This window comes from Rhizobium subbaraonis, assembly GCF_900220975.1.
GTDB classification, from domain to species: domain Bacteria; phylum Pseudomonadota; class Alphaproteobacteria; order Rhizobiales; family Rhizobiaceae; genus Mycoplana; species Mycoplana subbaraonis.
On the sequence record NZ_OBQD01000011.1, the window covers coordinates 1 to 24,801 of the forward strand.

General features: G+C 60.9%; 26 protein-coding genes and 1 tRNA gene. 18 read left to right on the forward strand and 9 right to left on the reverse strand.

The window, feature by feature from the left end; genetic code table 11:
- From rbbA to CRO48_RS31820, 4 genes are all read right to left on the reverse strand, one after another.
- Positions 1-2,583: ribosome-associated ATPase/putative transporter RbbA (gene rbbA / locus CRO48_RS17295; protein WP_097141125.1), on the reverse strand; the 2,583-nt coding region annotated here is incomplete at its 3' end.
- Complete coding sequence (locus tag CRO48_RS17300) at positions 2,580-3,647, reverse strand: HlyD family secretion protein (protein WP_245423560.1); 1,068 nt, start codon at positions 3,645-3,647, stop codon at positions 2,580-2,582. The genes rbbA and CRO48_RS17300, both read right to left, overlap by 4 nt.
- Before the next feature lie 239 nt (positions 3,648-3,886).
- Positions 3,887-4,147: a hypothetical protein gene (locus CRO48_RS31815; protein ID WP_141402068.1), complete on the reverse strand. Its 261-nt coding sequence runs from the start codon at positions 4,145-4,147 to the stop codon at positions 3,887-3,889.
- A gap of 156 nt (positions 4,148-4,303) precedes the next feature.
- Positions 4,304-4,633 (reverse strand): hypothetical protein, encoded by a 330-nt coding sequence (locus CRO48_RS31820; protein ID WP_125301470.1) that lies wholly within the window; start codon positions 4,631-4,633, stop codon positions 4,304-4,306.
- 83 nt (positions 4,634-4,716) lie between these two features.
- On the opposite strand from CRO48_RS31820, the gene CRO48_RS17305 reads away from it, so the two are divergent.
- From CRO48_RS17305 to CRO48_RS32250, 4 genes are all read left to right on the forward strand, one after another.
- A complete protein-coding gene (locus CRO48_RS17305) occupies positions 4,717-5,307 on the forward strand; it encodes a TetR/AcrR family transcriptional regulator (RefSeq protein WP_097141126.1) in 591 nt (196 codons plus the stop codon).
- A 382-nt stretch (positions 5,308-5,689) separates the two neighbouring features.
- Entirely contained in the window at positions 5,690-7,123 is a 1,434-nt protein-coding gene (locus tag CRO48_RS17310; protein WP_097141127.1) for a bifunctional enoyl-CoA hydratase/phosphate acetyltransferase, read from the forward strand.
- Entirely contained in the window at positions 7,120-8,298 is a 1,179-nt protein-coding gene (locus CRO48_RS17315) for an acetate/propionate family kinase (RefSeq protein ID WP_097141128.1), read from the forward strand. The genes CRO48_RS17310 and CRO48_RS17315 overlap by 4 nt, the downstream gene beginning before the upstream one ends.
- Before the next feature lie 3 nt (positions 8,299-8,301).
- On the forward strand, positions 8,302-8,562 hold the full coding sequence (locus CRO48_RS32250; RefSeq protein ID WP_176526796.1) for a hypothetical protein: 261 nt from the start codon (positions 8,302-8,304) through the stop codon (positions 8,560-8,562).
- On the opposite strand, the gene CRO48_RS33485 is transcribed toward CRO48_RS32250, so the two are convergent.
- Positions 8,499-8,729, reverse strand: a complete 231-nt coding sequence (locus CRO48_RS33485) for a DUF2934 domain-containing protein (RefSeq protein ID WP_097141129.1) — start codon at positions 8,727-8,729, stop codon at positions 8,499-8,501. The genes CRO48_RS32250 and CRO48_RS33485 overlap by 64 nt on opposite strands.
- 662 nt (positions 8,730-9,391) lie before the next feature.
- Between CRO48_RS33485 and glgP the strand changes: the two genes are divergently transcribed.
- The 7 genes from glgP to CRO48_RS17355 all read left to right on the forward strand — a co-directional run bounded on the left by glgP (position 9,392) and on the right by CRO48_RS17355 (position 15,795).
- The gene (gene glgP / locus CRO48_RS17325; protein ID WP_097141130.1) at positions 9,392-11,896 is read left to right on the forward strand and encodes an alpha-glucan family phosphorylase; all 2,505 of its coding nucleotides are present in this window, start codon (positions 9,392-9,394) and stop codon (positions 11,894-11,896) included.
- Positions 11,897-11,974: 78 nt separating this feature from the next.
- The gene (locus CRO48_RS17330; RefSeq protein WP_097141131.1) at positions 11,975-12,181 is read left to right on the forward strand and encodes a hypothetical protein; all 207 of its coding nucleotides are present in this window, start codon (positions 11,975-11,977) and stop codon (positions 12,179-12,181) included.
- A 270-nt stretch (positions 12,182-12,451) separates the two neighbouring features.
- Entirely contained in the window at positions 12,452-13,753 is a 1,302-nt protein-coding gene (gene blh, locus CRO48_RS17335) for a bifunctional sulfur transferase/dioxygenase Blh (protein WP_097141132.1), read from the forward strand.
- Positions 13,747-14,172, forward strand: a complete 426-nt coding sequence (locus CRO48_RS17340) for a YeeE/YedE family protein (RefSeq protein ID WP_235824447.1) — start codon at positions 13,747-13,749, stop codon at positions 14,170-14,172. The genes blh and CRO48_RS17340 overlap by 7 nt, the downstream gene beginning before the upstream one ends.
- Positions 14,169-14,597, forward strand: coding sequence for a YeeE/YedE family protein (locus CRO48_RS17345; RefSeq protein ID WP_097141133.1), 429 nt, complete (start codon positions 14,169-14,171; stop codon positions 14,595-14,597). Before CRO48_RS17340 ends, CRO48_RS17345 begins: the two co-directional genes overlap by 4 nt.
- Positions 14,598-14,600: 3 nt before the next feature.
- Positions 14,601-15,380 carry a sulfite exporter TauE/SafE family protein gene (locus CRO48_RS17350; RefSeq protein WP_097141134.1) on the forward strand — a complete coding sequence of 260 codons (780 nt, stop codon included), beginning with the start codon at positions 14,601-14,603 and terminating at the stop codon, positions 15,378-15,380.
- A gap of 73 nt (positions 15,381-15,453) precedes the next feature.
- Positions 15,454-15,795, forward strand: coding sequence for a carboxymuconolactone decarboxylase family protein (locus tag CRO48_RS17355; protein WP_097141338.1), 342 nt, complete (start codon positions 15,454-15,456; stop codon positions 15,793-15,795).
- A gap of 140 nt (positions 15,796-15,935) precedes the next feature.
- Here CRO48_RS17355 and CRO48_RS17360 read toward each other — a convergent pair whose 3' ends face one another.
- The 3 genes from CRO48_RS17360 to CRO48_RS17370 all read right to left on the reverse strand — a co-directional run bounded on the left by CRO48_RS17360 (position 15,936) and on the right by CRO48_RS17370 (position 17,653).
- Positions 15,936-16,250, reverse strand: coding sequence for an ArsR/SmtB family transcription factor (locus CRO48_RS17360; RefSeq protein ID WP_245423568.1), 315 nt, complete (start codon positions 16,248-16,250; stop codon positions 15,936-15,938).
- A gap of 77 nt (positions 16,251-16,327) precedes the next feature.
- Positions 16,328-16,948: a peroxiredoxin gene (locus CRO48_RS17365; RefSeq protein ID WP_097141136.1), complete on the reverse strand. Its 621-nt coding sequence runs from the start codon at positions 16,946-16,948 to the stop codon at positions 16,328-16,330.
- 630 nt (positions 16,949-17,578) lie between these two features.
- A tRNA-Gly gene (locus CRO48_RS17370) sits at positions 17,579-17,653 on the reverse strand.
- A 279-nt stretch (positions 17,654-17,932) separates the two neighbouring features.
- On the opposite strand from CRO48_RS17370, the gene CRO48_RS17375 reads away from it, so the two are divergent.
- The 4 genes from CRO48_RS17375 to CRO48_RS17390 all read left to right on the forward strand — a co-directional run bounded on the left by CRO48_RS17375 (position 17,933) and on the right by CRO48_RS17390 (position 20,463).
- On the forward strand, positions 17,933-18,454 hold the full coding sequence (locus CRO48_RS17375) for a prolyl-tRNA synthetase associated domain-containing protein (RefSeq protein ID WP_176526797.1): 522 nt from the start codon (positions 17,933-17,935) through the stop codon (positions 18,452-18,454).
- Positions 18,455-18,551: 97 nt separating this feature from the next.
- Complete coding sequence (trxA, locus tag CRO48_RS17380; RefSeq protein ID WP_407071939.1) at positions 18,552-19,469, forward strand: thioredoxin; 918 nt, start codon at positions 18,552-18,554, stop codon at positions 19,467-19,469.
- Between the two features lie 114 nt (positions 19,470-19,583).
- Positions 19,584-20,264, forward strand: a complete 681-nt coding sequence (locus tag CRO48_RS17385; RefSeq protein WP_097141139.1) for an LON peptidase substrate-binding domain-containing protein — start codon at positions 19,584-19,586, stop codon at positions 20,262-20,264.
- 10 nt (positions 20,265-20,274) lie between these two features.
- On the forward strand, positions 20,275-20,463 hold the full coding sequence (locus CRO48_RS17390; RefSeq protein ID WP_097141140.1) for a Trm112 family protein: 189 nt from the start codon (positions 20,275-20,277) through the stop codon (positions 20,461-20,463).
- 52 nt (positions 20,464-20,515) lie between these two features.
- Here the strand turns inward: CRO48_RS17390 and CRO48_RS17395 are convergent, their stop codons facing one another.
- Positions 20,516-21,736: a ubiquinone biosynthesis hydroxylase gene (locus CRO48_RS17395; protein WP_097141141.1), complete on the reverse strand. Its 1,221-nt coding sequence runs from the start codon at positions 21,734-21,736 to the stop codon at positions 20,516-20,518.
- Positions 21,737-21,820: 84 nt separating this feature from the next.
- Between CRO48_RS17395 and CRO48_RS17400 the strand changes: the two genes are divergently transcribed.
- The 3 genes from CRO48_RS17400 (at position 21,821) to CRO48_RS17410 (ending at position 24,661) form a co-directional block, all read left to right on the forward strand.
- Positions 21,821-22,711, forward strand: a complete 891-nt coding sequence (locus CRO48_RS17400; protein WP_097141142.1) for an acyl-CoA thioesterase — start codon at positions 21,821-21,823, stop codon at positions 22,709-22,711.
- A 222-nt stretch (positions 22,712-22,933) separates the two neighbouring features.
- Positions 22,934-23,272: a P-II family nitrogen regulator gene (locus CRO48_RS17405; protein WP_097141339.1), complete on the forward strand. Its 339-nt coding sequence runs from the start codon at positions 22,934-22,936 to the stop codon at positions 23,270-23,272.
- 27 nt (positions 23,273-23,299) lie between these two features.
- Positions 23,300-24,661 (forward strand): ammonium transporter, encoded by a 1,362-nt coding sequence (locus CRO48_RS17410; RefSeq protein WP_097141143.1) that lies wholly within the window; start codon positions 23,300-23,302, stop codon positions 24,659-24,661.
- Positions 24,662-24,801 lie beyond the last annotated feature (140 nt).

Consider the following 24,801-nt stretch of genomic DNA (forward strand, 5'->3'; position numbering starts at 1 on the left):
GTCGATGATCCCCGAATATTGGACGGCCGGGATTATGGTGATGAGGGCCGTGCCGAAGATGGCGGCGACCTGGCTGCTGATGAAGCTCGAAATCAAAAGTCCGATTCCGGTCGCTATGATGACGTAGAGGAAAGCCGCTAGCGTGAGTGTGAGTAGGCTCCCGGTCAGCGGCACCCCGAACACAAACACCGCAAACGCCGTCAGCATGGCGAAGTTCAGCATGGCGAGCGCGATATAGGGCAGTTGCTTGCCGAGGATAAATTCGAAGCGCGTCACCGGCGTAACATAGAAATTGACGATGGAGCCGAGCTCCTTTTCGCGAACGACGCTCAGCACTGCCAACATGGACGGGATCAGCATCAGGAGCAGTGGAATGACGGCCGGTACCATGGCGATCAGACTGTCGACGCTCGGATTGTAGCGATATCTGAGCGCGATCTGGAATTGGCCGATCGTCGCCGCATCGCCGTAGAGTTCGCGCGCCTTCTGGGTCAGCCAGGTCTGATGCATGCCCTGCACGTAGCCCTGGACGGTCTCGGCGCGCGATGGCGAAGCCCCATCGATCCAGGCGCCGATCTCGACTTTTGTGCCACGCGAAACATCGCGTCCGAAGCCAGGTGGAATTTCCAGCGCCAGGCTGAGCTCGCCATTGCTCATGCGCCGGTCGAGGTCAGCGTAGTCGGTGATCGGGGCCTTTTCGGTGAAGTAGCGGGAACCGGCGATCTGAAGCGTGTAGTCGCGGCTGACCGTGGTGTCGTCGCGATCGAGCACGGCAAAGGACAGGTTCTCGACATCCATGTTGATGCCGTAGCCGATGACGAACATGAGGATGACGCTGCCGAGAACCGCAAGCGTTGCCCGGATCGGGTCGCGGCGCAACTCGAGCGCCTCGCGTTGTGTATAGGCCAGCATGCGCCGCATGTTGAAGGCAGATGGGGCTCGGGGCGGCGACGCCCCATCTGCCTCCTCCTCCTCACGCTGCGCGTGGGGTGTTCGCGCAGGTGAAGCCTGTTCGCCAATTGCTTCTTCGAGATAAGAAATAAAGGCTTCTTCAAGCGTCGCCGCGCCCCGCTTTTCCACTATGGCACGAGGCTTGTCGCTGATCAGAACCTTGCCGGCATGCATCAGCGAGATGCGGTCGCACAGCTCCGCTTCGTTCATGAAATGGGTGGAGACGAAGATCGTCACCCCGTCATTGCGCGACAGGTCGGATAGAATCTGCCAGAAGCCGTCGCGCGCGACCGGATCAACGCCGGAAGTCGGCTCGTCGAGGATCAGGATGTCCGGGGCGTGGATCATTGCCACGGCGAGCGACAATCTCTGCCGGATACCGAGCGGCAGCGCGTCGGGCAACGCATCCATGATCTCGGTGAGATCAAAGCGCGCGGCCATCTCGGCGATGCGCGCCGGGATCTTTTCGAGCGGCAAGTTGAACAGGCGGGCATGCAGATCAAGGTTCTGACGAACCGTCAGCTCGGTGTAGAGCGAGAAGGCCTGGCTCATGTAGCCAACCTTTCGCCGGACCTCGATATCGTTCGGATCGACCTCATGTCCGAACAGTTTCGCGGTTCCCTCACTTGCCGGCAGGAGACCGGTCAGCATCTTCATCGTGGTTGTCTTGCCGCAGCCGTTCGAGCCGAGGAAGCCGAAAATCTCGCCGCGCGGGATCTGGAAGCTGACATCGTCGACCGCCGTGAAATCGCCGAAGCGCATCGTCAGGTGCTCGGCTTCGATCGCGAACTCCGCCTCCCCTCTATCGGGTCGGGGCGGGATGACGACCTCGTGATGGCCCTGTCGCTTTTCGTCCGGAAGGAGGGCGACGAAAGAGGCGTCGAGATTGGCGGCTCCGGTGCGGGACAGCAATTCGGCGGGCGTTCCAGTTGCAAGCACGCGGCCGGCATCCATCGCGACGAGCCAGTCGAAGCGCTCGGCTTCTTCCATGTAGGCGGTCGCGACGATCACGCTCATTCCCGGACGCTCGCTTCGGATGTCGTCGATCAGTTCCCAGAATTGCCGGCGCGATAGCGGATCGACGCCCGTGGTCGGTTCATCGAGAATGAGGAGATCGGGATCGTGGATCAGCGCACAGCAGAGGCCGACCTTCTGTTTCATGCCGCCGGAGAGCTTTCCGGCCGGGCGGTCCGGGAAAGGTGCAAGCCCTGTCCGCTCCAGCAGGTCGCTGATGCGGCGCTGCCTTTCTTCCTGGTCCTGGCCGAACAGGCGCCCGAAGAAATCGATGTTCTCAAACACCGACAGCGTCGGATAGAGGTTCTTGCCGAGACCCTGCGGCATGTAGGCAATCTGCGGGCAGGTGCGGTTGCGATGCCTCACGTCGGCAATGTCGCCACCCAACACTTCGATCCGGCCCTCCTGAACCGTACGGGCGCCGGCGACGAGGCTAAGCAGGCTGGACTTGCCGACACCATCCGGGCCGATGAGGCCAACCATGATGCCCGACGGGATATCGAGGCTCACCTTGTCGAGGGCCCTGGTTTTACCATAGGACAGGCCGACATTCGCCAGCTTCGCGACCGGCGCAGTCTGCGTCTGGTCCTCCGTCTCTCGCGGCGTTTCCCCGGTCATTGAACGAGCGCTTTCGTGAGCTGTTCAGGCCATTCTGCCTTGGGGTCTATCCGGACATAGGCCATACCCGGAAGACCGGTCTTGGCCTGCTGAATGTGTTCGCGAAGCAACTCCGGCGGGATCTTCGCTTTGATCCGGAACATCAGTTTCTGTCGCTCCTCCTCGGTCTCCACTGTCTTGGGCGTGAACTGGGCGACATCGGCCACGAAACTCACGCTCGCCGGCACGACAAATTGCGGCGCTGCGTCGAGTACGAGACGAACATCGGAACCGATTGCGACACGTCCAGCCTGAGCCGTCGGGAGAAAAAATGTCATGTAAACGTCGGAGAGGTCGACGAGATTGAGTACCCGCCCACCGGAGGCCAGGACCTCGCCGGGCTCCGCGACGCGATATTGCACACGCCCGTCGCGTGGCGATCTGAGGGTGCTGTCATCGATATCGGCAACAATACTTTCAATCGCCGCATCTGCGGCAATGACGGCAGCCTCTGCATCGACGATCTGGGCCTTCGCAGCGCCGATCGCCGCATCGGAAGCGGAAAGAGAAGCCCGGGCTGCAGCAGTAGCCGCCCGCGCCCCCTGTGCCGCCGCCCGGTCGTCGTCGAACGTTTGCTGGGAGGTCACGTTGGTCTTGATCAGTTGCTCGGTCCGGGCAAGTTTTCGTTCGGCGGCATCCTGTTCAGCTTCGCGCTGTCCGATCACCGCGGCAGCAGATTCTTTTTCCGCCTCCCTTTGGGCGAGCAGGCTCCTCGCCGTTTCCACACTGATCACGGCGCGTTGACGAGCGGCTTCAGCCTGCTTCCGCTGAGCCTCCAGTTGCTGGGTGTCCATGCGCGCCAACACCTGTCCGGCAGCGACGAGACTTCCTTCATCAACGAGGATTTCCTTGATCCGCCCGGCCGTCTTGGCGGAGACGTCGATTTCGGTTGCCTCGATGCGGCCGTTGCCGCCGACGATCCCGGCCGGCAGGCCCGTACCGTCATACATCCGCCAGCCATAGTAACCGCCAGCGAGAACCGCGACACCGAGAACGGTCAGTATCCAATTTTTAGCGGACTTCACGACTGCATCCACCCAGTTTTTCTGTCACCGAGGGAAAGTCTGTCAGACTCTTTTGTTGTTGGGCTTGAATGTTGGGAATGAGTATTCACCATAAAAACCTACCTTATCTTGATTGACGTGTGTCGCGGCCGATCGAGGTTCATGACCGGCCTCTGCCTTGTGCCTGGTGTTTAACGTGTCCCTACCGAAGGCGCTGCACGCAGGGCACCGAGCACCAATCGATCGCTATGTACCTGGGGTCATCCGACGGGCGAAAGATTGGCCATGCCCTGTTTGGGCGTGTGCCTTCCTTCACTTATCCAACCCGTCATAAACTCGCGGATGTTGCTGCCGCGACCAGCAAGCATCTCGGCAGGCTGATCGATTGTCGACAGTTTGCGAAGGTAGGTCGCTTGCTCTGGGACGAGGCGCAATGTCGCCTTGAGGCTTCCTCGATATCGTCCAGAATAAAAACCGGCTAAAGACGATGATAATGATTTCATCAAATAGAATGAAATCATGCTGACGTCGTGTGTAGACCTATTCTGTAGCCTTCTCGCCTTGCCGGTTTTCATCGCCCCTCACTTCATTGTTGGTTACATGAAATCCCCCAACAAGCATGCGCATCGAAACGGACACGTTGCATTTTGTTATATCATCACCTGTTGACCGCCTTGTCAACAGGTGATGATTTCGTTGCTGTCGTTTGATAATACTCCGTCTGGTGAAGGCGACTCGTTCACCCTGAGTGCGTTCGGGTTCGCTACGGCAGACGGTCTCGGCGTTTGCTCTCCTCGGCTTTCGAAAAGCTGGGCGCAGTAGTGAGTGGCGTGCCCTTGAAATCGCGCGGTGTCGGTAGCTCGGCATCCAATGCGTGGCAGACCGGCGATCGAACCGGTCGACAGCCTTATCGTTGCCGCCAAATGCAGCCCGACGACCTTTGCCGGATTGACGGCAACCTCAATAATTATTGCGGAATTTGCAATAATACTGAATTCGTCACCCATCCCAGGGAACTCAGTCTAGTCATCATGCGTTGACTGTTAAGCTTTGTGCAGCTAATCCTGCTACTCGGTCAATAGGAGAAATCATGCCCAACCGAGTCATAAGCCCGGATGCCAACGACACGACGCGCGAGCGCATTCTAAAAGCCGCCATCCTTCGTTTTTCGGCCCATTCCTATGACAATACGGGCCTTCGCGACATTGCGGCCGACGTTGGGGTGGACATGGCTTACGTCCAGCGCTCCTTTGGATCCAAGGAGAAACTTTTCTACGAGGCGGTCAAGGAGAGCGGCAAACCCGAGCAACTCTTCGCCGATGACGATGGCTGCCTGCCCTCAATTCTGACGAAGCAGATCCTGTCAAGGAAGGCCGCCAACGAGATTCGGGTACTCGATATCGTGATACAATCGTTCGCTAGCCCGGCAGCCTCGCGCGTGCTCAACGAGTTCCTCGAAGAGGATTTCGTTACTCCACTGGTGAGCAAGCACCCGATGGTGCCGAGGAGGCGGGCAGCACTGGTCGCAGCGTTTCTGGCGGGTGTTGGCATTCTTAAGGACGTGATCAAGGCCGACCCTCTTCTGAAGGGAGACGCCGCGGCGCTGGAAGAAGACGTCAGGATGGTCATCGCGGCCATCCTTGAGTTGGGCCCGAATGATCTCGACACATCTTGCGATTAAGTTCCGCGCGAACGCGCCGCTGATGACTGAAACAGTTCCGAGTGGACTTGCCGTGCCCAACCTCTCAGCGCACAGCGACGGCCACGATACCCGCATGGCGCCCGACGGATGTCACCTTCGTGTTGACCAGCGCGTCCAGAATGCCGGGATTGTTAGCGAACCCGGTCATCGTAGTCGACGCTATAGCGTCGCCTTGAACCGAACGGCTGATCTCTGCCTCAGCCCGGATGATGGATTGGCGCAGCGATGCAAAAGGAGGGGTCCTGGTGGGAGGAATGGCAGGGCTGGCTTTCGGCGCAGTCGCTGGCTGGACGCGTACCTCCGCCAAAAATGGACGCGTCTGACTCGGAATTTCCGCCGCTCTGCGGTGCTCGCGGCACCTATGTTTTTCAGAAGTGAGGCTATCGTGGCTCCCGGCAGGCTGAGGAATCGAACATTTGACGAGTTGGAGCTCGGAGACACGGCCTCTCTGGTGCGGGTCGCGGGCGTGGACAAAGGCGAGATCGACCCGCCAATGGCAACGGGCGAAGGCGATGCGTCACCGGATACGGCTGCCGAGGCGATGCACGTCTTCAATAGCGTCGTCACGAATGGTGCATGGACGGGCACGCTGATTTCCGAAGTGTTGGGTTCGCAACTGCCCGGGCCCGGGACAACCTATCTCGGACAGGAGTTCCGCTTCCTGAAGCCGGTCCTGTCTGGCGACACGATCACAGCGACGGTTCGCGTCACCAGGAAACTGCCGGCAAACCGGGTTGTGATCCTCGACACGACATGCTCGAACCAGAAGGGCGAAGAGGTCCTCTCAGGGACTGCGACGGTGATTGCGCCTGCCCATTCCATAGAGTGGCCAACGCCGCAACCGTCCGGTCACGCAACGGCACGCAGCGATCGATACGACGCCTTTGTGCGGCAGGCCCGCGAACTGCCGATGGTACGCGCGGCGATCGTGCATCCATGCTCGACCGAGGCAATACTCGCTGCCGTCGAAGTCCGCGAAAGAGGATTGTTCGAGCCGCTCCTTGTCGGCCCCGAGGCCAAGATCCGGGCGGCGGCGGCAGTCGCGAAAACCGACCTCGACGGGATCGCGATCGAGCACGCTCCGCATAGCCATGCCGCGGCGGCGCGTGCGGTGGAACTTGCCGTTTCCGGCAGGGTGGCGGTCCTTGTCAAAGGCAGCCTGCATACAGACGAATTGCTTGGCGCCATCGTCGCGCCGGGATCCGGGTTGAGAACCGAGCGCCGCATCAGCCATGTGTTCGCGCTGGACGTGCCCGCCTACAGCAAGCCGTTGATCGTTACCGATGCGGCGATCAATATCCAGCCGACGCTCGATCAGAAGCGAGACATTTGCCAGAACGCAGTCGGTCTGCTGCGGGCACTTGGCGTCGAAAAGCCGCGCGTTGCTGTGCTCGCCGCAGTCGAGACGGTGAATCTAAAGATGCAGGCGACCCTCGATGCGGCCGCCCTGACCGTAATGGCGGCGCGGAGTCAGATTACCGGCGCGTACGTCGACGGGCCGCTCGCATTCGACAATGCGATCAGTATCGATGCGGCGCGGACCAAAGGGATCGTCTCCGAGGTCGCCGGCAAAGCCGACATCCTCCTGGTCCCCGACCTTGAAGCAGGCAACATGCTCGCCAAACAACTCATCTATTTTGCCGGAGCAACGGCAGCCGGGATCGTGCTCGGGGCACGCGTGCCGATCGTGCTGACCAGCCGCTCCGACCCGCTCGCCGCGCGGATCGTTTCGGCAGCCCTCGCAAAGTTGCTTGTGGGCCGCAGCGAGCGGCTCGCGGCGGGGACAGCAGCATGAGCGCCAAGCTGCTGATCACGTTCAACGCCGGTTCGTCGACCGTCAAGATCGGCCTGTTCTCCGTGGAAGGGCGGCATCTCGAACCTGTCGGCAAGGGCATGATCGACTTTCGAAGCACGCCGCTGCGCTTCCAATTCCTGGAAGGGTCGCAGCATGTCGATGTCGAGCTCAAGGCACAACCGGGCGAGGAACTGGACGAGGTTCTCAGCGAAGCGTTCAATCATCTGGCAGGGCACTACAGGCTCGACTGTCTGGCGGCGATCGGGCATCGCGTGGTGCATGGCGGCGACATATTCTCAGGCCCGGTGCTTGTCGATGAAGGTTCACTACGTCAGATGGAGGCCCTTGTTCCGTTAGCGCCGCTGCACCAACCGCAGGCCCTTAGATTGATCCGCGCCATCAGGCGGCTCCGGCCAGACCTTCGCCAGACCGCTTCCTTTGACACGAGCTTTCATCGCACAAATTCCGACCTGGTGCGCCGCTTCGCCCTCCCGCGAGCACTCCACGAGCGCGGGATCAAGCGCTACGGGTTTCACGGACTATCTTACGCGTTCATCGCAGGTGAGCTCGCACGCAATTGGCCGCAATTGGCCAGCGGCAAGGTCATTGCTGCGCATCTCGGTTCCGGTGCCAGCCTCTGCGCCATGCAGGACGGCGGCAGCGTCGATACCAGCATGGGCTTTTCGACCCTCGACGGCGTGCCGATGGCGACGCGATGCGGCGCGCTGGATGCCGGAGTGCTTCTCCATCTGCTGTCGCAGGAAGGGATGCCGGTGGCAGTTCTGGAGGATATGCTCTATCACCGCTCCGGACTACTCGGTGCTTCAGGTATCAGCGCCGACAGCCGCGACCTTCTGGCGAGCGAGGCGCCGGAAGCAAGGGAGGCTCTGGATCTCTTCACGCTGCGCGTCGCCGGAGAAGCGGCTCGGCTTGCCGCAACGATGGGTGGTCTCGACGCCATGGTGTTCACCGCCGGCATCGGCGAACATCAACCAGCGATCAGGGCCGACATCTGCAGCCGACTGATGTGGCTCGGCATCGATCTCGATCCCGCCGCGAACGCCGCCAATCAATCGATCATAACAAGCGCCGCGAGCCGGATTCCGGTGATCATCATTGCGACGGACGAGGAGCAGGTGATCGCCACCGATGCTCTGCGCGTCCTGATGAGGTGAGATATGGAGGCGGTCTTCGATCTATGCGGGAAACGTGGGCTCGTCGTCAACGTAGCAAATGAGATTCCCATTGCTGTCGGCTGCGCGACGGCGTTCCGTGCTGTCGGCGTAGACCTCACGATCACCTATCTGGATGAAAGGGCGGCTCCGTTCGCCGACAGATCTCACTGTCTCCACGCACGCCTCGAAAAGCCGCTTTCCTATTTCGACATTTTTCCTGGCGATCTGGACTTTACGGCCGCCTCCCCACTACCGGTATCCTGAACCGGGACAGGGGCACTGGGCGAGCTCTCTCCATCTCCTTCGACCAAAGACAGATATTCATCCATGGCTTGAAACCAGTGGTCGAGTTCTTTTCCGTTCGGGCACCCTTCTGCTTCCCATAATTCATGTGCGCGATTGCGAACCCAGTTCTCATCGATGTCCGACATCTGATCTTCTTCCTCAAGTGTGTGGATTGTTACTGCGGTTGTAACGGATCAGGCAGGCCAATATCCGGTCATGCGCCTCCGCTTTCTCGGAATATCTGCGTCACCGCCCGCCGGTCGATTGGAAAGGGGAGCGAGCCTGCCCATTCGAGCAAGTCATCGATATGGCAGAGTCTAAATCGGAGCCCTACCAAGCTGGTGTTGGAAAGGTCTTCACAAGAAATTGCCGACATCCTCATTTTGACGGCAATTTAGATTAATCATCATTCGATGACAACAGGAATCATCGGCCGATGATAACTTCTGTCGCGGAGCCCTAGCCCCCAAGCGCCCAGTGATATGAATCTTTGCCAGTGGTGATGCGCTTGGCAGCGACCAGTGGGAGCGGAACAAGGATTTCGTGCCCAGTGATAGGAAGAATCACTGTTCGAGGATGTCTTCGCCCATGAGCGCGTAGATGAGCGACGATTGCGCAACATTTCGGCTTTCCACGGACGCGACTGCCGTCATGTGGCTACCCTCGCGATCCCCTCTGTGCTTTCTGATTGATTTTAGTCAACGACTGATGACAATATCATCTATAGGGTTCATGCTGCTTTAAGGCGAACGGATATTGAGATTCGCAGAAGAATTCGCTTTCAGTTTTTCTAATTTCGGAGGAGTGCATGGACGGGCAGCCGGAAGAGACAAGCGGGTTGCTCGCCCTTCGGGAGCTGGCGCTCGACCTGCATTGGTCCTGGAACCACGCCTCCGACCGGCTGTGGAGGGAGCTCGATGCCGAAACATGGGAAACCACGGGCAATCCATGGGGTGTTCTCCACACCGTCTCGCGCTCCAAAACAAGGGCTCTGCTTGCTCAGTCCGATTTCAGGCAAACTATCGAAGCATTGCTGAAGGAGAAGCGGGAGGCTGCAAACGAATCGAGATGGTTCCAACAAGCACACCCAGCCTCGCCGCTGAAAACCGTAGCCTATTTCAGCCTGGAGTTCATGCTGACCGAAGCCTTGCCCATCTATTCGGGCGGGCTGGGCAACGTGGCGGGAGATCAGCTGAAAACCGCCAGCGATCTCGGCGTGCCGGTCGTCGGGGTGGGCTTGCTTTATTCACAAGGCTACTTCCGTCAATCGATAGGGCGGGACGGTAGCCAGGAAGCCCTCTACCCGGTCAACGAGCCGGATCAGCTCCCAATCCAGCCGTTGCGTTCCGCCGATGGCGAATGGTTGCGACTGCAAATCGACCTTCCCGGATGCAAGCTCTGGATCAGAACCTGGGAAGTCCAGATCGGACGGCTGAAGCTTTACCTGCTGGACATGAACGATCCCGCAAATCCCGCGACGTATCGATGCATCACGAGCGAGCTTTATGGCGGCGGCCCCGAGACGCGTCTGATGCAGGAAATGATATTGGGAATGGCCGGTTGGCAGCTCCTTCGCACACTCGGGCTCGAACCGCAGGTCTGCCATTTGAATGAAGGGCATGCGGCCTTTGCCGCTCTGGAGCGCATCCGCTGCTTCCGGGTCGATCATGACGTATCTTTTGCCGAGGCTCTGGCGGCAACACGGGTCGGCAATGTTTTCACCACTCATACCGCCGTCGCGGCCGGTTTCGACCGCTTCGCGCCTGAACTGATCACAAAATACTTCCGGTCCTATGCCGAAAATCATCTCGGCATCGCCATCGCCGATTTTCTGGCCCTCGGCAGGAAGGATCGCAACGATGACCTTGAGCCGTTCAACATGGCTTACCTGGCCATCCGTTCGAGCGGCGCGGTGAACGCCGTCAGTGCGCTCCACGGAAAGGTTAGCCGGTCGCTCTTTCAGCCTCTCTTCCCTGGTTGGCCGACCGACGACGTGCCAATCGGGCATGTGACGAACGGCATACATGTTCCGACATGGGACTCGGTTCAGTCCGACGCTCTGTGGACCGAAGCCGCAGGCAAGGATCGCTGGCGTGGCGACCTGACCGGACTGGAAACCGGCATCCTCAAGCTCGACATCCAGCAAATCTGGCGAATGCGCAATGAATCGAGGCAAAACCTTTGCGATCGGGTTCGCAGGCAATATCTGCGCCAGCGCGTGGAAGACGCGGAGATCGGCGGTGGGCTCGACGCCGCCCATGGGATTTTCGACCCGCATGCCCTGACACTCGGATTTGCGCGCCGCTTCGCAACCTACAAACGTCCTGCTCTTCTGCTGCGCGATCCCGACAGGCTGGTCCGCATCCTGACCGATGCCCGGCACCCGGTCCAGCTCGTGTTGGCCGGCAAGGCTCATCCTCAGGATGCCGAAGGCCAGGCGCTGATCAAAGCCTGGAACGAATTCGCCAGACGGCCGGAACTGAGATCCCGGCTTATCTTCGTGCGCGACTACAACATGCGCCAGGCCGAATGGCTCGTCCAAGGGGTCGATGTGTGGATCAACACGCCGCGCCGGCCCTGGGAAGCCAGCGGCACCAGCGGCATGAAAATTCTTGCCAACGGCGGGCTCAATCTGTCGGAACTCGATGGCTGGTGGGCGGAGGCCTATGAACCCGAGGTCGGATGGGCCATAGGCGACGGCGAGGAGCACGGAGACGATCCGACTGTTGACGAGGCGGAAGCGGATGCACTCTATTCGCTCCTGGAGGACGTCATCGTTCCCGAATTCTACAGCCGCAATCAGGATGGTATTCCCACTCGCTGGATTGAGCGGGTCCGCGAAAGCATGGCCAGCCTCGCGCCACGGTTTTCGACAAATCGCACCGTTCGGGAATATGCGGAGAAATTCTATCTCCCTGCCGCCGTGGCCTATGAAGCGCGCTCGGCGGAAGGCGGCAAGGTCGCGCGGGAACTGGCGCGATGGAAACAGGACCTCGACAGGCTCTGGCCGCATGTGCGCTTCGGCGCCGTAAATACGGAAGAGGCTGAAGACACCCGCCTTTTCTCCGTCGAGGTCTATCTCGGCGAACTGCCGCCGGAGATGGTCAAAGTGGAACTCTACGCCGAACCGATGGCGGGCGAAAAGGCGTTCCTCGCGGTGATGACAGGACAGGATTCGGGCCAAGGCTCTTATCGATACCGCGCCTCCATCCCCCCGAACCGGCCGGTCTCCGACTTCACGCCGCGCATCGTCCCCTATCACCCGCTGGCCCGCCTGCCTCTGGAGGACACAAGGATCGCCTGGCAGCGGTAGGGAAGGATCGGCAATTGGCGCGATACGCACGTAAGACAACGCAAATATCGAACAAGTGACACAACCACAGGAGATGTGATGATGTTCAGTTCCAAATCTTCGAAGAAGAGTGACAAATCCGGCCAGTTCATTGTTGAAGTCAGGAAGCCGAAAAAAAGGCTCGTCCGTCCAAATGATGCGTCCTCGCAAACCATCCAGCGCCAGCAAGACAGAAACGCCGCGAAGGCGGATGTGAGGGACGCATCGGTGTTCCGCTCCTGGGCGATGCCGGAAGAGGCGGAGTGATATTTAGCTGGCGAAAAAGGTTCGGCCACAGATATGCCGGCAACTACGTTGGCGTCGATATCGACTTCCATCGTGTCGTTTTAGCGCGGCCCCAGCCGTGACGGCTGCTGCCCCTTCACCAACGATAATGATCCCGCGCCTCAACTCCGACACCTGAACTGCTCGGACATCCTGAACGGCCATTCAAGGTGCTCCTCCCACTTGCAGAATTACATATCTGGTTTTATGTAAGTGTGTAATTCATATCTGCAGGTGTCAAGGAGCCGCCCGATGAAACCGATACCGCTCACAGAGAAGCTTTCTGTCATAGGGCAGCTTCAACCCGAGGAGTTCGTCGAACTCGCCCGGCGCGGCTTCAAGACGATCATCAACAATCGGCCGGATGGTGAAGAGGCTTCTCAGCCGGGGACAGCGGCAGAGGAAGCCGCGGCGAGAGCGGCAGGTCTCGACTATGTCTTCATCCCGGTGACGAGCAGCAACATGGGGCCGGAAGACGTGCGGCGCTTCGCGGAGACGATCGTCGCCTCGGACGGTCCGGTGCTTGCGCATTGCCGATCCGGGGCCCGGTCCTTCTACATGTGGGTTCTGGCCGGTGACGCCGACGTCGTGGGCCTCCGCGACGACGAACTGATTGCCGTCGCCGGCGAGATCGGCATTGCGCCCGACAACGCCCGCGACTGGCTGGCCGCGCATCGACACACCGGCAAGACGGAGGTCAAGGGCTTCTACGAGAAGCGCACCGGCAGCATTCAATATGTCGTCAACGATCCCGCGACGAAGAAATGCGTCATCATCGACCCGGTGCTCGACTATGACGAGAAGTCAGGATCGACCAGCACCGAGCAGGCAGATACGATTCTCGCCTACATTGCGGAGAAGGGCCTTACCGTCGAGTGGGTCCTCGACACCCATCCGCACGCCGACCACTTTTCCGCGGCCCGCTACCTCAAGGACAAGACCGGAGCTCCGACAGCGATCGGCGCGCACGTCGTCGATGTGCAGAAGCTCTGGAAGGCGTTCTACAACTGGCCTGACTTCCCGGCTGACGGCAGCCAATGGGATCGGCTCTTCACCGAAGGCGACACATTCAAGGTCGGCACGATCGAAGCGAGGGTGATGTTCTCGCCAGGGCACACGCTTGCTTCGGTCACCTATGTCATCGGCGACGCCGCTTTCGTCCATGACACGCTGTTCATGCCGGACTCCGGAACTGCACGCGCCGATTTCCCGGGCGGCAGCGCAAAAGTTCTCTGGAAGTCGATCCAGGACATACTCGCCCTTCCTGACGAAACCCGCGTCTTCACCGGCCACGACTATCAGCCCGGTGGGCGCGAGCCGTTGTGGGAAAGCACCATTGGCGAGGAGAAGCGCTCCAATCCGCATATCGTCGGCCAGACGGAGGAAAGCTTCGTCAAATTACGCGAGGAGCGCGACGCGACCCTGCCGATGCCCAAGCTCATCCTGCATGCGCTGCAGGTGAACATCAACGGCGGCCGGCTTCCCGAGCCGGAGGGTAACGGCAAGCGCTACCTGAAGATCCCGCTGGACGTGCTCGAGGGGGCTGTCTGGTGACGGACACCTATTTCGCTCCCCTGGGCGGCGGCGCGCTGATCGGCTTGTCGGCCAGTCTTCTCATGCTGCTCAACGGTCACATCGCCGGGATCAGCGGTATCGTCGGCGGGTTGCTTTGCCATCGCGGCCAGCGCTTGGGTCATGACATCGCCTTCGTCGCCGGCCTTCTTCTCGGTCCGCTGACCTATCTCGTCATCTTCGGAACAGCCCCACAGGTGGTCGTTGCGGCGTCCTGGCCGTTGCTGATCGTCGCTGGTCTGCTCGTCGGCTTCGGCACGCGCATGGGTTCCGGCTGCACCTCCGGACATGGCATCTCGGGACTGGCACGACTGTCTCCCCGGTCCTTCGCGGCGGTGCTGACCTTTCTGATCACCGCGATCTTGACAGTGCTCGTGATGCGGCTCGGAGGCTGGCTATGACGGCGGCCATGCGCATCCTGACGAGCCTTGCCGCCGGCCTGCTCTTCGGGCTCGGCCTTGCGATCTCCGGCCTCCTCAATCCCGCAAAGGTGAAAGCTTTCCTCGACATCACAGGTGCATGGGACCCGAGTCTGATCTTCGTTCTCGGCGCCGGCGTCGTCGTCGCCTTCATCGGCTACAGGATCGCCTCCGCGATCAACAAGCCTCTGTTCGACGATAAGCTTCAGCTGCCGACCAAGACCCGCATCGACCGCCCACTCATCATCGGTTCATCGATCTTCGGCGTCGGCTGGGGGTTGGCCGGCTTCTGCCCCGGTCCTGCAATCGCATCCCTCTCGCTTGGTCTGCTGCCCGCAGTGATCTTCGCGGTCGCCATGTTCATCGGAATGGTCACCCATGATCGATTTCTGGCCGGGAAGGTGTGAGCCATGCTTGCCAATCTCGGCCCGGCATTCGCTTCGGGCGGCCTCGTCGGCTTCTCCCTGGGTCTCGTCGGGGGTGGTGGCTCGATCCTGGCGACGCCTTTGCTGCTCTACGTGGTCGGAGTAACCCAACCGCATATTGCCATAGGAACCAGCGCGCTCGCCGTATCCGTCAACGCCTTCGCCAATCTCATCGGCCATGCGAAGAGCGGCAATGTCCGCTGGCGCTGTGCGATCATCTTCGCAGGCATCGGCACACTCGGCGCGTTCGCCGGCTCGACCCTCGGCAAACTCGTCGACGGTCAGCGGCTGCTTTTCTTGTTTGGCCTGCTGATGGTCCTCGTCGGCATCCTCATGCTGCGTCCGCGTAAGCCCGGAAGCGCTCCGGAACGTCCTGCGGATCTGCGCACCTGCCTCGTCACGGCCGCCGTCGCATTTGTCGCCGGATCGGCATCTGGCTTCTTCGGGATCGGCGGCGGTTTCTTGATCGTACCCGCGCTCATTCTGGCAACCGGCATGCCGATAATCAATGCGATCGGCTCTTCACTTTTGGCGGTCGGTAGCTTCGGGCTCGCCACGGCGCTCAACTATGCCGCTTCCGGCCTCGTCGATTGGCCCGTTGCCTTCGAGTTCATCGCAGGAGGGCTCGCCGGCGGCGTTGCTGGCATGATGCTCGCCAATCGCCTGTCGACGGGCAAGAACACGCTGAATCGTATCTTTGCGGGCCTGATCTTTGTCGTCGCGGCCTACGTGCTCTATCGCAGCGCTGGCGCCTTCATGACTTGATTCCATTTCGTACTTTCGCGGCTTCCAACGGTTTGGAGCCGCGCAGCAATATGCTTGAACACAGGAGATGACCATGATCGAAGACTGGAAAAAACTCATCGAGAATATGAATGGTGGCGTAAAGTCCCTCCGGCAGGATGCGCCCAATGTTATGAAAGCCTTCAGCGACATGTCACGGGCCGCACATAGCGGCGAAGCGCTCGACCAGACGACGAAGGAGTTGATTGCACTTGCCATTGGCGTCGCGACGCGGTGTCAGCCTTGTATAGCCTATCATGCCGAAGGTGCCGTCAAAGCCGGCGCGAGCCGTGAGCAGATCAGCGAGACCTTGGCCATGGCCGTCTATATGGGCGCGGGGCCGTCGGTCATGTACGCGGCCCAGGCGCTTGAAGCCTGCGATCAACTCGCGGGGTAGCTGTGCATCTCATTGACCTGTAGAAGCGCGATATCGTAGCGTATCCTTTCTGCCGTTGTGACGCGCTCCTGCGGCAATTCAATGCTCGGAGAGAGTGCCCCGCCTGCACACTTAAGAGTGGTTCAAGGCATGCCTTCCGGTCAACGTATTCGCACGAAGTTGGCCGCGCCCCGCACGATCCCGCTTCGCTCCGGCCGGACGTCCGGTTTGACCATGCTCAAGAGCGCCTGTTCAGGATCGCCGGCGCCGAACACCGCCTCGATGCTGCGCACACACAAGACGACGGTGTCATCGGCGAGGCTGTAATAAACCTGCTTCGCCTGCCGGCGCGTTGTCACGAGTTCTGCCTTGCGGAGTTCGGCGAGCTGCTGGCTGAGTGCCGGCTGGCCGATCTCGCTCGCCATGTCGATTTCGGTGACCGATTTTTCACCTTCGAGCAGAAGGGACAAGATCATCAATCTTTGCGGCTGAGCGAACCTGCGAAGCTTGTCGGCCGCGATATCCGCTTGCGCCCGCGATTGCCAGAGCGTCATCATCCATCCCTCCGACAGAACCAGTCGGCTTCATCCTGAGCCTTTTCGTCGGCGGGATGAAGCAGTGGCTGGCCCGGCTGCCAGTCGGCCGGCGCCAGCTTCTCGCCCGAATAGGTGGCTTGCAAGGCCGCCACCATCCGCACCATCTCGTCGACCGAACGCCCGATCGTCAGAGGGTAATGGGTGATCGCCCGGATCACGCCTTCCGGGTCGATGAAATAGCTCGCCCGAACGCCAGCGCTGTCTTCAGACGCTTCGTCGATCATGCCGTAGGCTCGGCCTACGAGCATCGAGGGATCTTCGATGACTGGGAAGGGAATGTCGACCGAGAACAGCTCGCGGATGGCGCGGCTCCAGGCGAGATGCGCATAGAGACTGTCGACCGATAGTCCCAACAGCGCACAGTCGAGAGCCGCGAACCGGTCATGGGCCTTAGCGAGTGCAACGAACTCCGTCGTGCAGACGGGTGTGAAGTCGGCCGGGTGCGAGAAGAATACCAGCCACCGGCCCTTGAAGTCGGAAAGCCGAACCGGGCCCTGGGTGGATCGGGCTTCAAAATCAGGGGCGGCGTCGCCCATTCGCAAAGCGGGAGAGGAAATACTGGTCGATACGTCGTTCATTGAAGTCATGGTCTCGAAAGCGTCATGACCGAGTTTGTCACACGCCCGTCGGGTTGACGCAATACGATTACACAATTACACAATTTGATAAACAGATAAATAGCGATCGCCTGACGGTGGTATGGCCGTCCGTTCGCAGCAGTTCGGGAACGAACGATAACGTCCAGGATCTTGGCATTCCGATCTGATCTCGAGCCCTGAGCAGACAGAGGGCCTTATGATGAGATATTGGAAGTCCACTGCTTGCCCGGCATCCGCGCGTCCTTCGATGGAAAGAGAAGCGCGATGTTTGATGCCCGGCTGTCGGTAAGAATTCAATTGGGCTTCATTGTCAGCTTCCATTTCATCTTTCCAGTACGCTCTATTGGCCTTGCAGTCGGTCCAAATTCTGACCTTCGGTTTGTCCGGAGGTCGCAACGCCAATTTGATAGACGTCAGCAAAAAATTGCGTCTTGGCGACATTGGATTATGTCCCCATCCAGATCGTGGGGCAGAAGCGTCACGCTACAATATCCGAGAATGCTATTTCTCGCGCTTACAAACTGCTGACAACGCGCCGTCATCGAAGCTGTGTCAGCAAAAAGCGCCCCGTAGGGCGCTTCTTAAGCTTTTGATTTTCATGAAGAAAACTGGAGCGGGCGAAGGGATTCGAACCCTCGACCCCAACCTTGGCAAGGTTGTGCTCTACCCCTGAGCTACACCCGCTCATCGTCGACGGCCTGGGGTAGTTGGTGGCCGAAGGTCGCTGCGTTGCGGCGACGGGCGCTATATGGCCTAACCGATTTTCAAATGCAACAGAGAAATGACGGGATTTTTCAGAAATTTTCTGGCTGCCTTTGGAAAGGCCGGAAACTCAGGCGATGGCGCAGCATGGATGCGGCATGTCGCCGGTTGCCTCGTCGTTTCATCCGGCTTAAGCAACGCTCAAGGCTCGCCCTTTTGCGGGCGGATGACCAACAGACACGAAAACGAGCGGGACCAGACATGGACATGCAGCACGGCGCGATCGCTGCGAAGGCCGACGACGAGCTCTTCGCCTATCTCGACAGTCTCGGCATTGCGCACAAGACGGTGAAACACGAGCCCGTCTTCACCGTGGCCGAATCGGTGGCGCTGCGCGATGAGATTGCGGGCGGTCACACCAAGAACCTTTTTCTCAAGGACAAGAAGGACAACTACTTCCTGCTGACCGTCGAAGAGAACGCGATCGTCGACCTGAAGACGGTGCATACCGTCATCGGTGCGGCAAGCCGGGTCTCCTTCGGCAAGGCGGAGAAGCTGATGGAATATCTGGGCGTCGTTCCCGGCTCCGTCACGGCGTTTGGCGCGATCAACGATACCGGGCTCAACGTCAAGGTCATCATCGACGAGGAACTGATGGAATACGATGTCATAAACGCGCATCCGCTGCGCAACGATGCCACCACCTCGATCGGCTCGAAGGATCTTCTGCGGTTCATCGAGGCCACCGGCCACGAACCGCTTGTCTTGAAAGTGACCAGCTGACATACGATCTTGTGGCGAATTCGATTGAAAGTCGGGCGAGGGTCCGCAGGAGAAGAAGATGAGCGACAATCCCTATGCGACGTCGTTTGGCGGACAGATGAGCGCCGCCGTCAACTATGGCGGAGCGACGCCCGCAGGCGACCTCATCAAGGACACCACCACGGCCACCTTCGCCAAGGACGTGATCGACGCATCGCGCCAGCAGCCTGTCCTCGTCGATTTCTGGGCGCCCTGGTGCGGCCCGTGCAAGCAGCTGACGCCGGTGATCGAAAAGGTCGTGACCGAAGCGGCCGGCCGCGTGAAGCTCGTCAAGATGAATATCGACGATCATCCCTCGATTGCCGGCCAGCTCGGAATCCAGTCGATCCCTGCCGTGGTCGCCTTCGTCGACGGCCGCCCGGCCGACGGCTTTATGGGAGCGCTTCCGGAAAGCCAGGTGCGGGCATTCATCGACAAGATCGCCGGACCCGCGGGCGCTGACCAGAAGGCCGAGATCGAAGCCATCCTGGCCGAGGCGAAGGCACTGCTGAACGACAAGGACATTGCGGGTGCGGCCGATCTCTTCGGCGCCATCCTGCAGGCCGATCCGGAAAATGCCGCAGCCCTTGCCGGAATGGCGCAGTGCATGATTGCCGCCGGCCAGATCGACAATGCGCGCCAGGCGCTGGCCTCCGCGACCGAGGAGATGGCAAAGGACCCGGTGATCGCGGCTGTATCGAAGCAGCTCGACCAGATCGAGGAGGCGCGCAAGCTCGGCGATCCGCTGGCGCTGGAGCAGGCGCTGGCCACCGACCCGGACGACCATGCCGCACGGCTGAAGCTCGCCAAGATCCGGAACGTCGAAGGCGACCGCGGGGCTGCTGCAGAGCACCTGCTGACCATCATGAAGCGCGACCGTACCTTCGAGGACGATGCGGCCCGGCACGAACTGCTGCAGTTCTTCGAGGTTTGGGGCCCGAAGGACCCGGCAACCATCGCTGCACGTCGCAAGCTGTCGTCGATCCTGTTTTCCTGACCGCGACATGCGGCGCACCTTGAGAATTCCGCTGCAAACCCCATTTCAAGGGCATACCGCCGCCGGCAACCTCCGGGCTGCCGGCTAAAGCGATTGCGACGGGAAGGCGATGCAATGCATGTTGGGAATGCACGCTATCTGAAGCCGGATGACCTGCCGAGCGTCATCCCGGTGTTTCCGCTGACGGGCGCGCTGCTCTTGCCGGGAGGGCAATTGCCCCTCAACATTTTCGAGCCGCGCTATCTTTCCATGTTCGACGACGTGCTTGCCGGAAGCCGGCTGATCGGCATGGTGCAGCCGGTCTTTGGCGACCACGTCGTATCAGACCCGTCCTCCGAGGCCCCGGCGCTCTGCCAGGTCGGCTGCATCGGCCGCATTACCTCGTTTGCCGAGACCGGCGATGGCCGCTACATCACTTCGCTCACGGGCGTCTGCCGCTACCGGCTGATCAGCGAAGTGCGGAGCGGCAAGGCCTATCGTTCGTTCAAGATCGCCCCCTTCATCAGCGACCTCTCCGGTACCGACGATGAACGCGGCGTGGACCGGGAGGCATTGCTCTCGGCCTTCCGGGCTTATCTCGAGGCCAACAAGCTGGAGGCCGACTGGGAGAGCGTCGAACGCGCAAGCAACACCACCCTCGTCAATTCCATGTCGATGATGTCGCCCTACGGGCCGGCGGAAAAGCAGGCGCTGCTCGAGGCGCCAGACCTGAAGACGCGGGCGGAAACGCTGATCGCCATCACCGAGATCGTGCTGGCGCGCAATTTCGGCGACGTCGACACGCGGCTGCAATAGGAGCGCGGCGGTGGAGAGCAAGACGAACAGCGTCGATCCGAAGCTTCTCGAGCTTCTCGTCTGTCCGTTGACCAAGGGGCGGCTCAGCTGGCACGCCGATACCGGCGAGCTGGTCTCCGAGCGCGCCAAGCTTGCCTATCCGGTTCGCGACGGCATTCCGATCATGTTGATCTCCGAAGCGCGCGAACTGAAGGACTGAGCGCCGGCGCCACGCATCGTTTGCGCGGGGCGCGACGCTGCCAGCAATCGTCTCAGATCGCCTCGCCCACCAGCATGCGCGGCTGGTTGCGCCCGGCCAGGCCTTCCGCCTGCCGGATGAAGAAGGATTTCAGGCCCGGCAGCCGATCGACGATTCCCAGCCCCAGGTCGCGAACGACCCTGACCGGCGTGACGTCGTTGGAAAACAGCCGGTTGAGGACATCCGTCGTGACCCCCATGCGGAACGTGTCGAAGCGCCGCCAGGTCTCGTAGCGTTCGAGCACGGAAAGGGACCCGATATCCAGGCCGAGCCGGTCGGCCTCGACGATCGTCTCGGCCAGCGCGGCAACGTCCTTGAAGCCGAGATTGAGCCCCTGTCCCGAAATCGGATGAATGCCGTGGGCGGCATCGCCGGCCAGAGCAAGGCGCGGTGCGACGAAGGCGCGGGCGAGCGTCAGCCCGAGCGGAAACGCCTTGCGGCCGCCCACCACGCGCAGCGTGCCAAGCTTGTGGCCGAACCGCCGCTCCAACTCTTCCTCGAACACAAGGTCGTCGCTCTCGATCAGGCGATTGGCATCCTCCGTCCGCTCCGTCCAGACGAGCGACGAGCGGTTGCCCCTCATCGGCAGCGTGGCGAACGGGCCGGCAGGAAGGAAATGCTCTTCTGCGGTGCCTTCATGCGGCCGCTCATGCTCCACGGTCGTGACGATGCCGGACTGGCCGTAGTCGAAGCGCACCGTCTTGATGCCGGCGATGTCGCGCAGCTTCGAACGCACCCCGTCGCAGGCGACCAAGAGCTTGGCCTGCCGGGTCTCGCCGTTCGACAGCTTGACCTCGTTAAGGTGCGGCCCCGACGTGAAGTCGACCACCGACGTTTGCCAATGAACGGGAATGCCGAGCGATCCTGCTGCTTCCAGCAGGCTGCCGGTCACCGCCCTGTTGGGGACCATGTGCGCGAAGGGCTGTCCTTCCTCAGTCGTGCCAGCGCCTTCGAATGTCAGGAATACAGGCCGGACCGGATCGCCGGCGCGCGAATCGGTGATGACCATGCGCCGGATCGGTTCGGCCTCCGGCTCGATCTTGTCCCATACCCCGAGCACGGCGAGCAGATTGCGCGCGGCTGCCACCAGCGCCGAGGCGCGCTCGTCGCGCTGCCATGCGCCAGCAGGGGCGGGATCGACAAGCTCCACCAGAAGGTGCGGCGCGGCCTTTTTCAGTGCCACCGCGAGCGACAGTCCGACATAGCCGCCGCCCGCCACAAGAATGTCGATCATCGTGAAATCTCCCAGCCCTTGAGCGGTCAGTGCAACCTATATAGAGGACACGGGATCAGTTTCCTACCGGGGGAGAATGTCCAAATGTCGCAAGCTGCCGACGCCAGAACGCCCATGGAGGCGCTGTTGTCCATCCTGGATCTGGAGGCGCTGGAGGTGAACCTCTTCCGCGGACGGAGCCCGCAGGTCGGCTGGCAGCGGGTCTTCGGCGGGCAGGTGATCGGTCAGGCCGTGATTGCGGCAAGCCGGACGGTCGAGGCCGACCGCTTCCTCCATTCGCTGCACGCCTACTTCATCCGCCCCGGCGATCCGAGCGTGCCGATCCTCTACGATGTCGACCGTGTCCGCGACGGCGCCACCTTCACGACGCGCCGCGTCATCGCGATCCAGCATGGCAAGCCGATCTACTTCATGACCGCCTCGTTCCATCAGGACGAGGGCGGTTACGAGCATTCGCTCTCCATCCCCGACGTACCGCCGCCGGAGGCTGTTCTCGTGGACGAGGAAGCGCGGCGGCAGTTTCTCGCCACGGCGCCAAAGGCGGTGCGCGACTATTGGGAGCGGCCGCGCCCCATCGAACTGCGCCCGGTGGAACTGACGCCGCCGTCGCTGGACGGGCAGTCGCTGCCGGTTCGTCATGTATGGATGCGGGCGACCGGAGCCGTACCGCACGAGCGGCACCTGCAGGCCGCCGTTCTCGGTTATCTCTCGGACATGACGCTGCTCGACACCGCGCTGTTCGGGCACGGCACGTCGGTCTTCGACCCGGCGCTGCAGGTCGCAAGCCTCGATCATGCCATGTGGTTCCACCGCCCGTTCGATTTGGATGACTGGATCCTCTACGCACAGGACAGCCCGTCGGCATCCGGCGGGCGCGGGATGACGCGCGGCAGCCTGTTCAGTCGCTCCGGAGCGATGATTGCGTCGGTGGCCCAGGAGGGATTGATTCGCAAAAAGGCAATTGAACAAAAATAGTGCGATTTTTTAAATCTGCCCATTTTTTGTGCCGAGAGCGTGGCGCTTTTTTAGCTTTCGGCGCGGCTGATACATAAATCCTTTATTTAACAATACCTTACGATTCGTATCGAATCTGGCACGCCCCTTGAATGTGTAGGTCCGGCGGCTGCGGCAGAATGCCAAGCGGCAGCAAGGAGAAACGGCCTCGGCCGTGGGTGAACACGAAGGATGGGAAACCAGATGAAGATCGTGATGGCAATTATCAAGCCGTTCAAGCTCGATGAGGTGCGAGAAGCCCTCACCGCTGTCGGTATCCAGGGCCTCACCGTGACCGAAGTGAAGGGGTACGGGCGCCAGAAGGGGCACACGGAAATCTACCGCGGAACGGAATATGCAGTGAGCTTCCTCCCGAAACTGAAGATCGAGATCGCCGTCCCGTCCGAGACCGTCGACAAGGCGGTCGAAGCCATCGCCGCCGCTGCCAAGACCGGCCAGATCGGCGACGGCAAGATCTTTGTCTACTCCATCGACCATGCCGTGCGCATCCGCACCGGCGAAACTGATTCTGAAGCTCTGTAAGAACGGCTGCTAGGGGAGTTGTCTCTGATGTCATTTTCTAAGTTTACTACCACGCTCGGTGTGATGGGCGCGGCCGCAACCGGCCTGTTGGCGCCGGTCATCGCCTTCGCCCAGGAGGCGGCACCCGCCGCCGCTGAGGCAGCCGCCGCAGCGCCGGTTCCCGAGAAGGCCGATACGGTCTTCATGTTCCTTTCAACCCTGCTCGTGTTCTTCATGCTCATTCCGGGCCTTGCGTTGTTCTATGGCGGCCTCGTTCGCGCCAAGAACATGCTCTCCGTTCTGATGCAGTGCACCGTCATCGGCGCAATGATGATGATCGTATGGGTCGTCTACGGTTACTCGTTCGCCTTCGGCGGCTCGACCAGCCCCTACTTCGGCGGATTTGCCAAGATCTTCCTGACTGGCGTAACCGTTGATAGCACCGCTGCCACGTTCTCCGACGGCGTCGTCATTCCGGAATACATCTTCGTGCTGTTCCAGATGACCTTTGCCGCCCTCACGCCGGCGCTGATCATCGGTGCCTTTGCCGAGCGGATCAAATTCTCGGCGGTCCTGCTGTTTACCATCCTCTGGGCCACCTTCGTATACTTCCCGATCGCCCACATGGTTTGGGACGCCAATGGTTTGATCTTCAACATGGGCGCTCTCGACTTCGCAGGCGGAACGGTTGTCCACATCAACGCCGGTGTCGCGGGCCTCATCGGCGCGATCATGGTCGGCAAGCGTACCGGCTACGGCAAGGATATGATGGCTCCCCATTCGATGACGCTGACGCTCGTCGGCGCAGCGATGCTGTGGTTTGGCTGGTTCGGCTTCAACGCCGGCTCCAATCTCGAGGCATCCGGCGGCGCAGTGCTCGCCACCGTCAATACCTTCCTCGCCACCGCAGCGGCCATCCTCGCATGGTCGCTGGTCGAAACCTTCGCTCGTGGCAAGGCTTCGCTCCTGGGCGCTGCTTCTGGCATGATCGCCGGCCTGGTTGCCGTCACCCCGGCTGCCGGCTCGGTCGGCCCGATGGGCGCCATCGTCCTCGGTATCATTGTCTCGCCGGTCTGCTACTTCTTCGTCTCGGTCGTGAAGCACAAGTTCGGCTATGACGACACGGCGGACGTCTTCGGTGTTCACGGCGTTGGCGGTGTCATCGGCGCCCTCGGCACAGGCATCTTCACGGCACCCTGGCTCGGCGGCACGGGCGCTGAGGACTTCTCGATCGCTTCGCAGTTCATGACGCAGCTCACTGCCGTCGTCATCACCATCATCTGGTGCGGTATCGTCTCGGCCATCCTCTACAAGGTCGTGGACGTGATCGTGGGCCTGCGCGTCTCCGTCGAAGCCGAGCGAGAAGGTCTCGACCTCTCCTCGCACGGCGAGGCTGCCTACCACTCCTAAGACCACCGGCCGCGCCGGCCACCGGCGCGGCCCAATAGATCGTCACGGTGAAAGCACCGCCTCTGGCCCGGCCCTTCAGGTTCGGGCCTTTTTCGTTGCCGCGGCATTTTCGGCTGCGCCTACTGCCGGACCGGCATGGT

Coding starts and splice junctions, on each gene's coding strand:
- trxA (WP_407071939.1), top strand. CDS start 18,552: ATGAGCGCCGCCGTCAACTATGGCGGAGCGACGCCCGCAGGCGACCTC.
- CRO48_RS31815 (WP_141402068.1), bottom strand. CDS start 4,147: ATGATTTCATTCTATTTGATGAAATCATTATCATCGTCTTTAGCCGGT.
- CRO48_RS17330 (WP_097141131.1), top strand. CDS start 11,975: ATGATGTTCAGTTCCAAATCTTCGAAGAAGAGTGACAAATCCGGCCAG.
- blh (WP_097141132.1), top strand. CDS start 12,452: ATGAAACCGATACCGCTCACAGAGAAGCTTTCTGTCATAGGGCAGCTT.
- CRO48_RS17355 (WP_097141338.1), top strand. CDS start 15,454: ATGATCGAAGACTGGAAAAAACTCATCGAGAATATGAATGGTGGCGTA.
- CRO48_RS17345 (WP_097141133.1), top strand. CDS start 14,169: ATGACGGCGGCCATGCGCATCCTGACGAGCCTTGCCGCCGGCCTGCTC.
- CRO48_RS17375 (WP_176526797.1), top strand. CDS start 17,933: ATGGACATGCAGCACGGCGCGATCGCTGCGAAGGCCGACGACGAGCTC.
- CRO48_RS17400 (WP_097141142.1), top strand. CDS start 21,821: ATGTCGCAAGCTGCCGACGCCAGAACGCCCATGGAGGCGCTGTTGTCC.
- glgP (WP_097141130.1), top strand. CDS start 9,392: ATGGACGGGCAGCCGGAAGAGACAAGCGGGTTGCTCGCCCTTCGGGAG.
- CRO48_RS33485 (WP_097141129.1), bottom strand. CDS start 8,729: ATGTCGGACATCGATGAGAACTGGGTTCGCAATCGCGCACATGAATTA.
- CRO48_RS17395 (WP_097141141.1), bottom strand. CDS start 21,736: ATGATCGACATTCTTGTGGCGGGCGGCGGCTATGTCGGACTGTCGCTC.
- CRO48_RS17405 (WP_097141339.1), top strand. CDS start 22,934: ATGAAGATCGTGATGGCAATTATCAAGCCGTTCAAGCTCGATGAGGTG.
- CRO48_RS17410 (WP_097141143.1), top strand. CDS start 23,300: ATGTCATTTTCTAAGTTTACTACCACGCTCGGTGTGATGGGCGCGGCC.
- CRO48_RS31820 (WP_125301470.1), bottom strand. CDS start 4,633: ATGGGTGACGAATTCAGTATTATTGCAAATTCCGCAATAATTATTGAG.
- CRO48_RS17305 (WP_097141126.1), top strand. CDS start 4,717: ATGCCCAACCGAGTCATAAGCCCGGATGCCAACGACACGACGCGCGAG.
- CRO48_RS17310 (WP_097141127.1), top strand. CDS start 5,690: ATGTTTTTCAGAAGTGAGGCTATCGTGGCTCCCGGCAGGCTGAGGAAT.
- CRO48_RS17385 (WP_097141139.1), top strand. CDS start 19,584: ATGCATGTTGGGAATGCACGCTATCTGAAGCCGGATGACCTGCCGAGC.
- CRO48_RS17315 (WP_097141128.1), top strand. CDS start 7,120: ATGAGCGCCAAGCTGCTGATCACGTTCAACGCCGGTTCGTCGACCGTC.
- CRO48_RS17350 (WP_097141134.1), top strand. CDS start 14,601: ATGCTTGCCAATCTCGGCCCGGCATTCGCTTCGGGCGGCCTCGTCGGC.
- CRO48_RS17360 (WP_245423568.1), bottom strand. CDS start 16,250: ATGATCTTGTCCCTTCTGCTCGAAGGTGAAAAATCGGTCACCGAAATC.
- CRO48_RS32250 (WP_176526796.1), top strand. CDS start 8,302: ATGGAGGCGGTCTTCGATCTATGCGGGAAACGTGGGCTCGTCGTCAAC.
- CRO48_RS17365 (WP_097141136.1), bottom strand. CDS start 16,948: ATGAACGACGTATCGACCAGTATTTCCTCTCCCGCTTTGCGAATGGGC.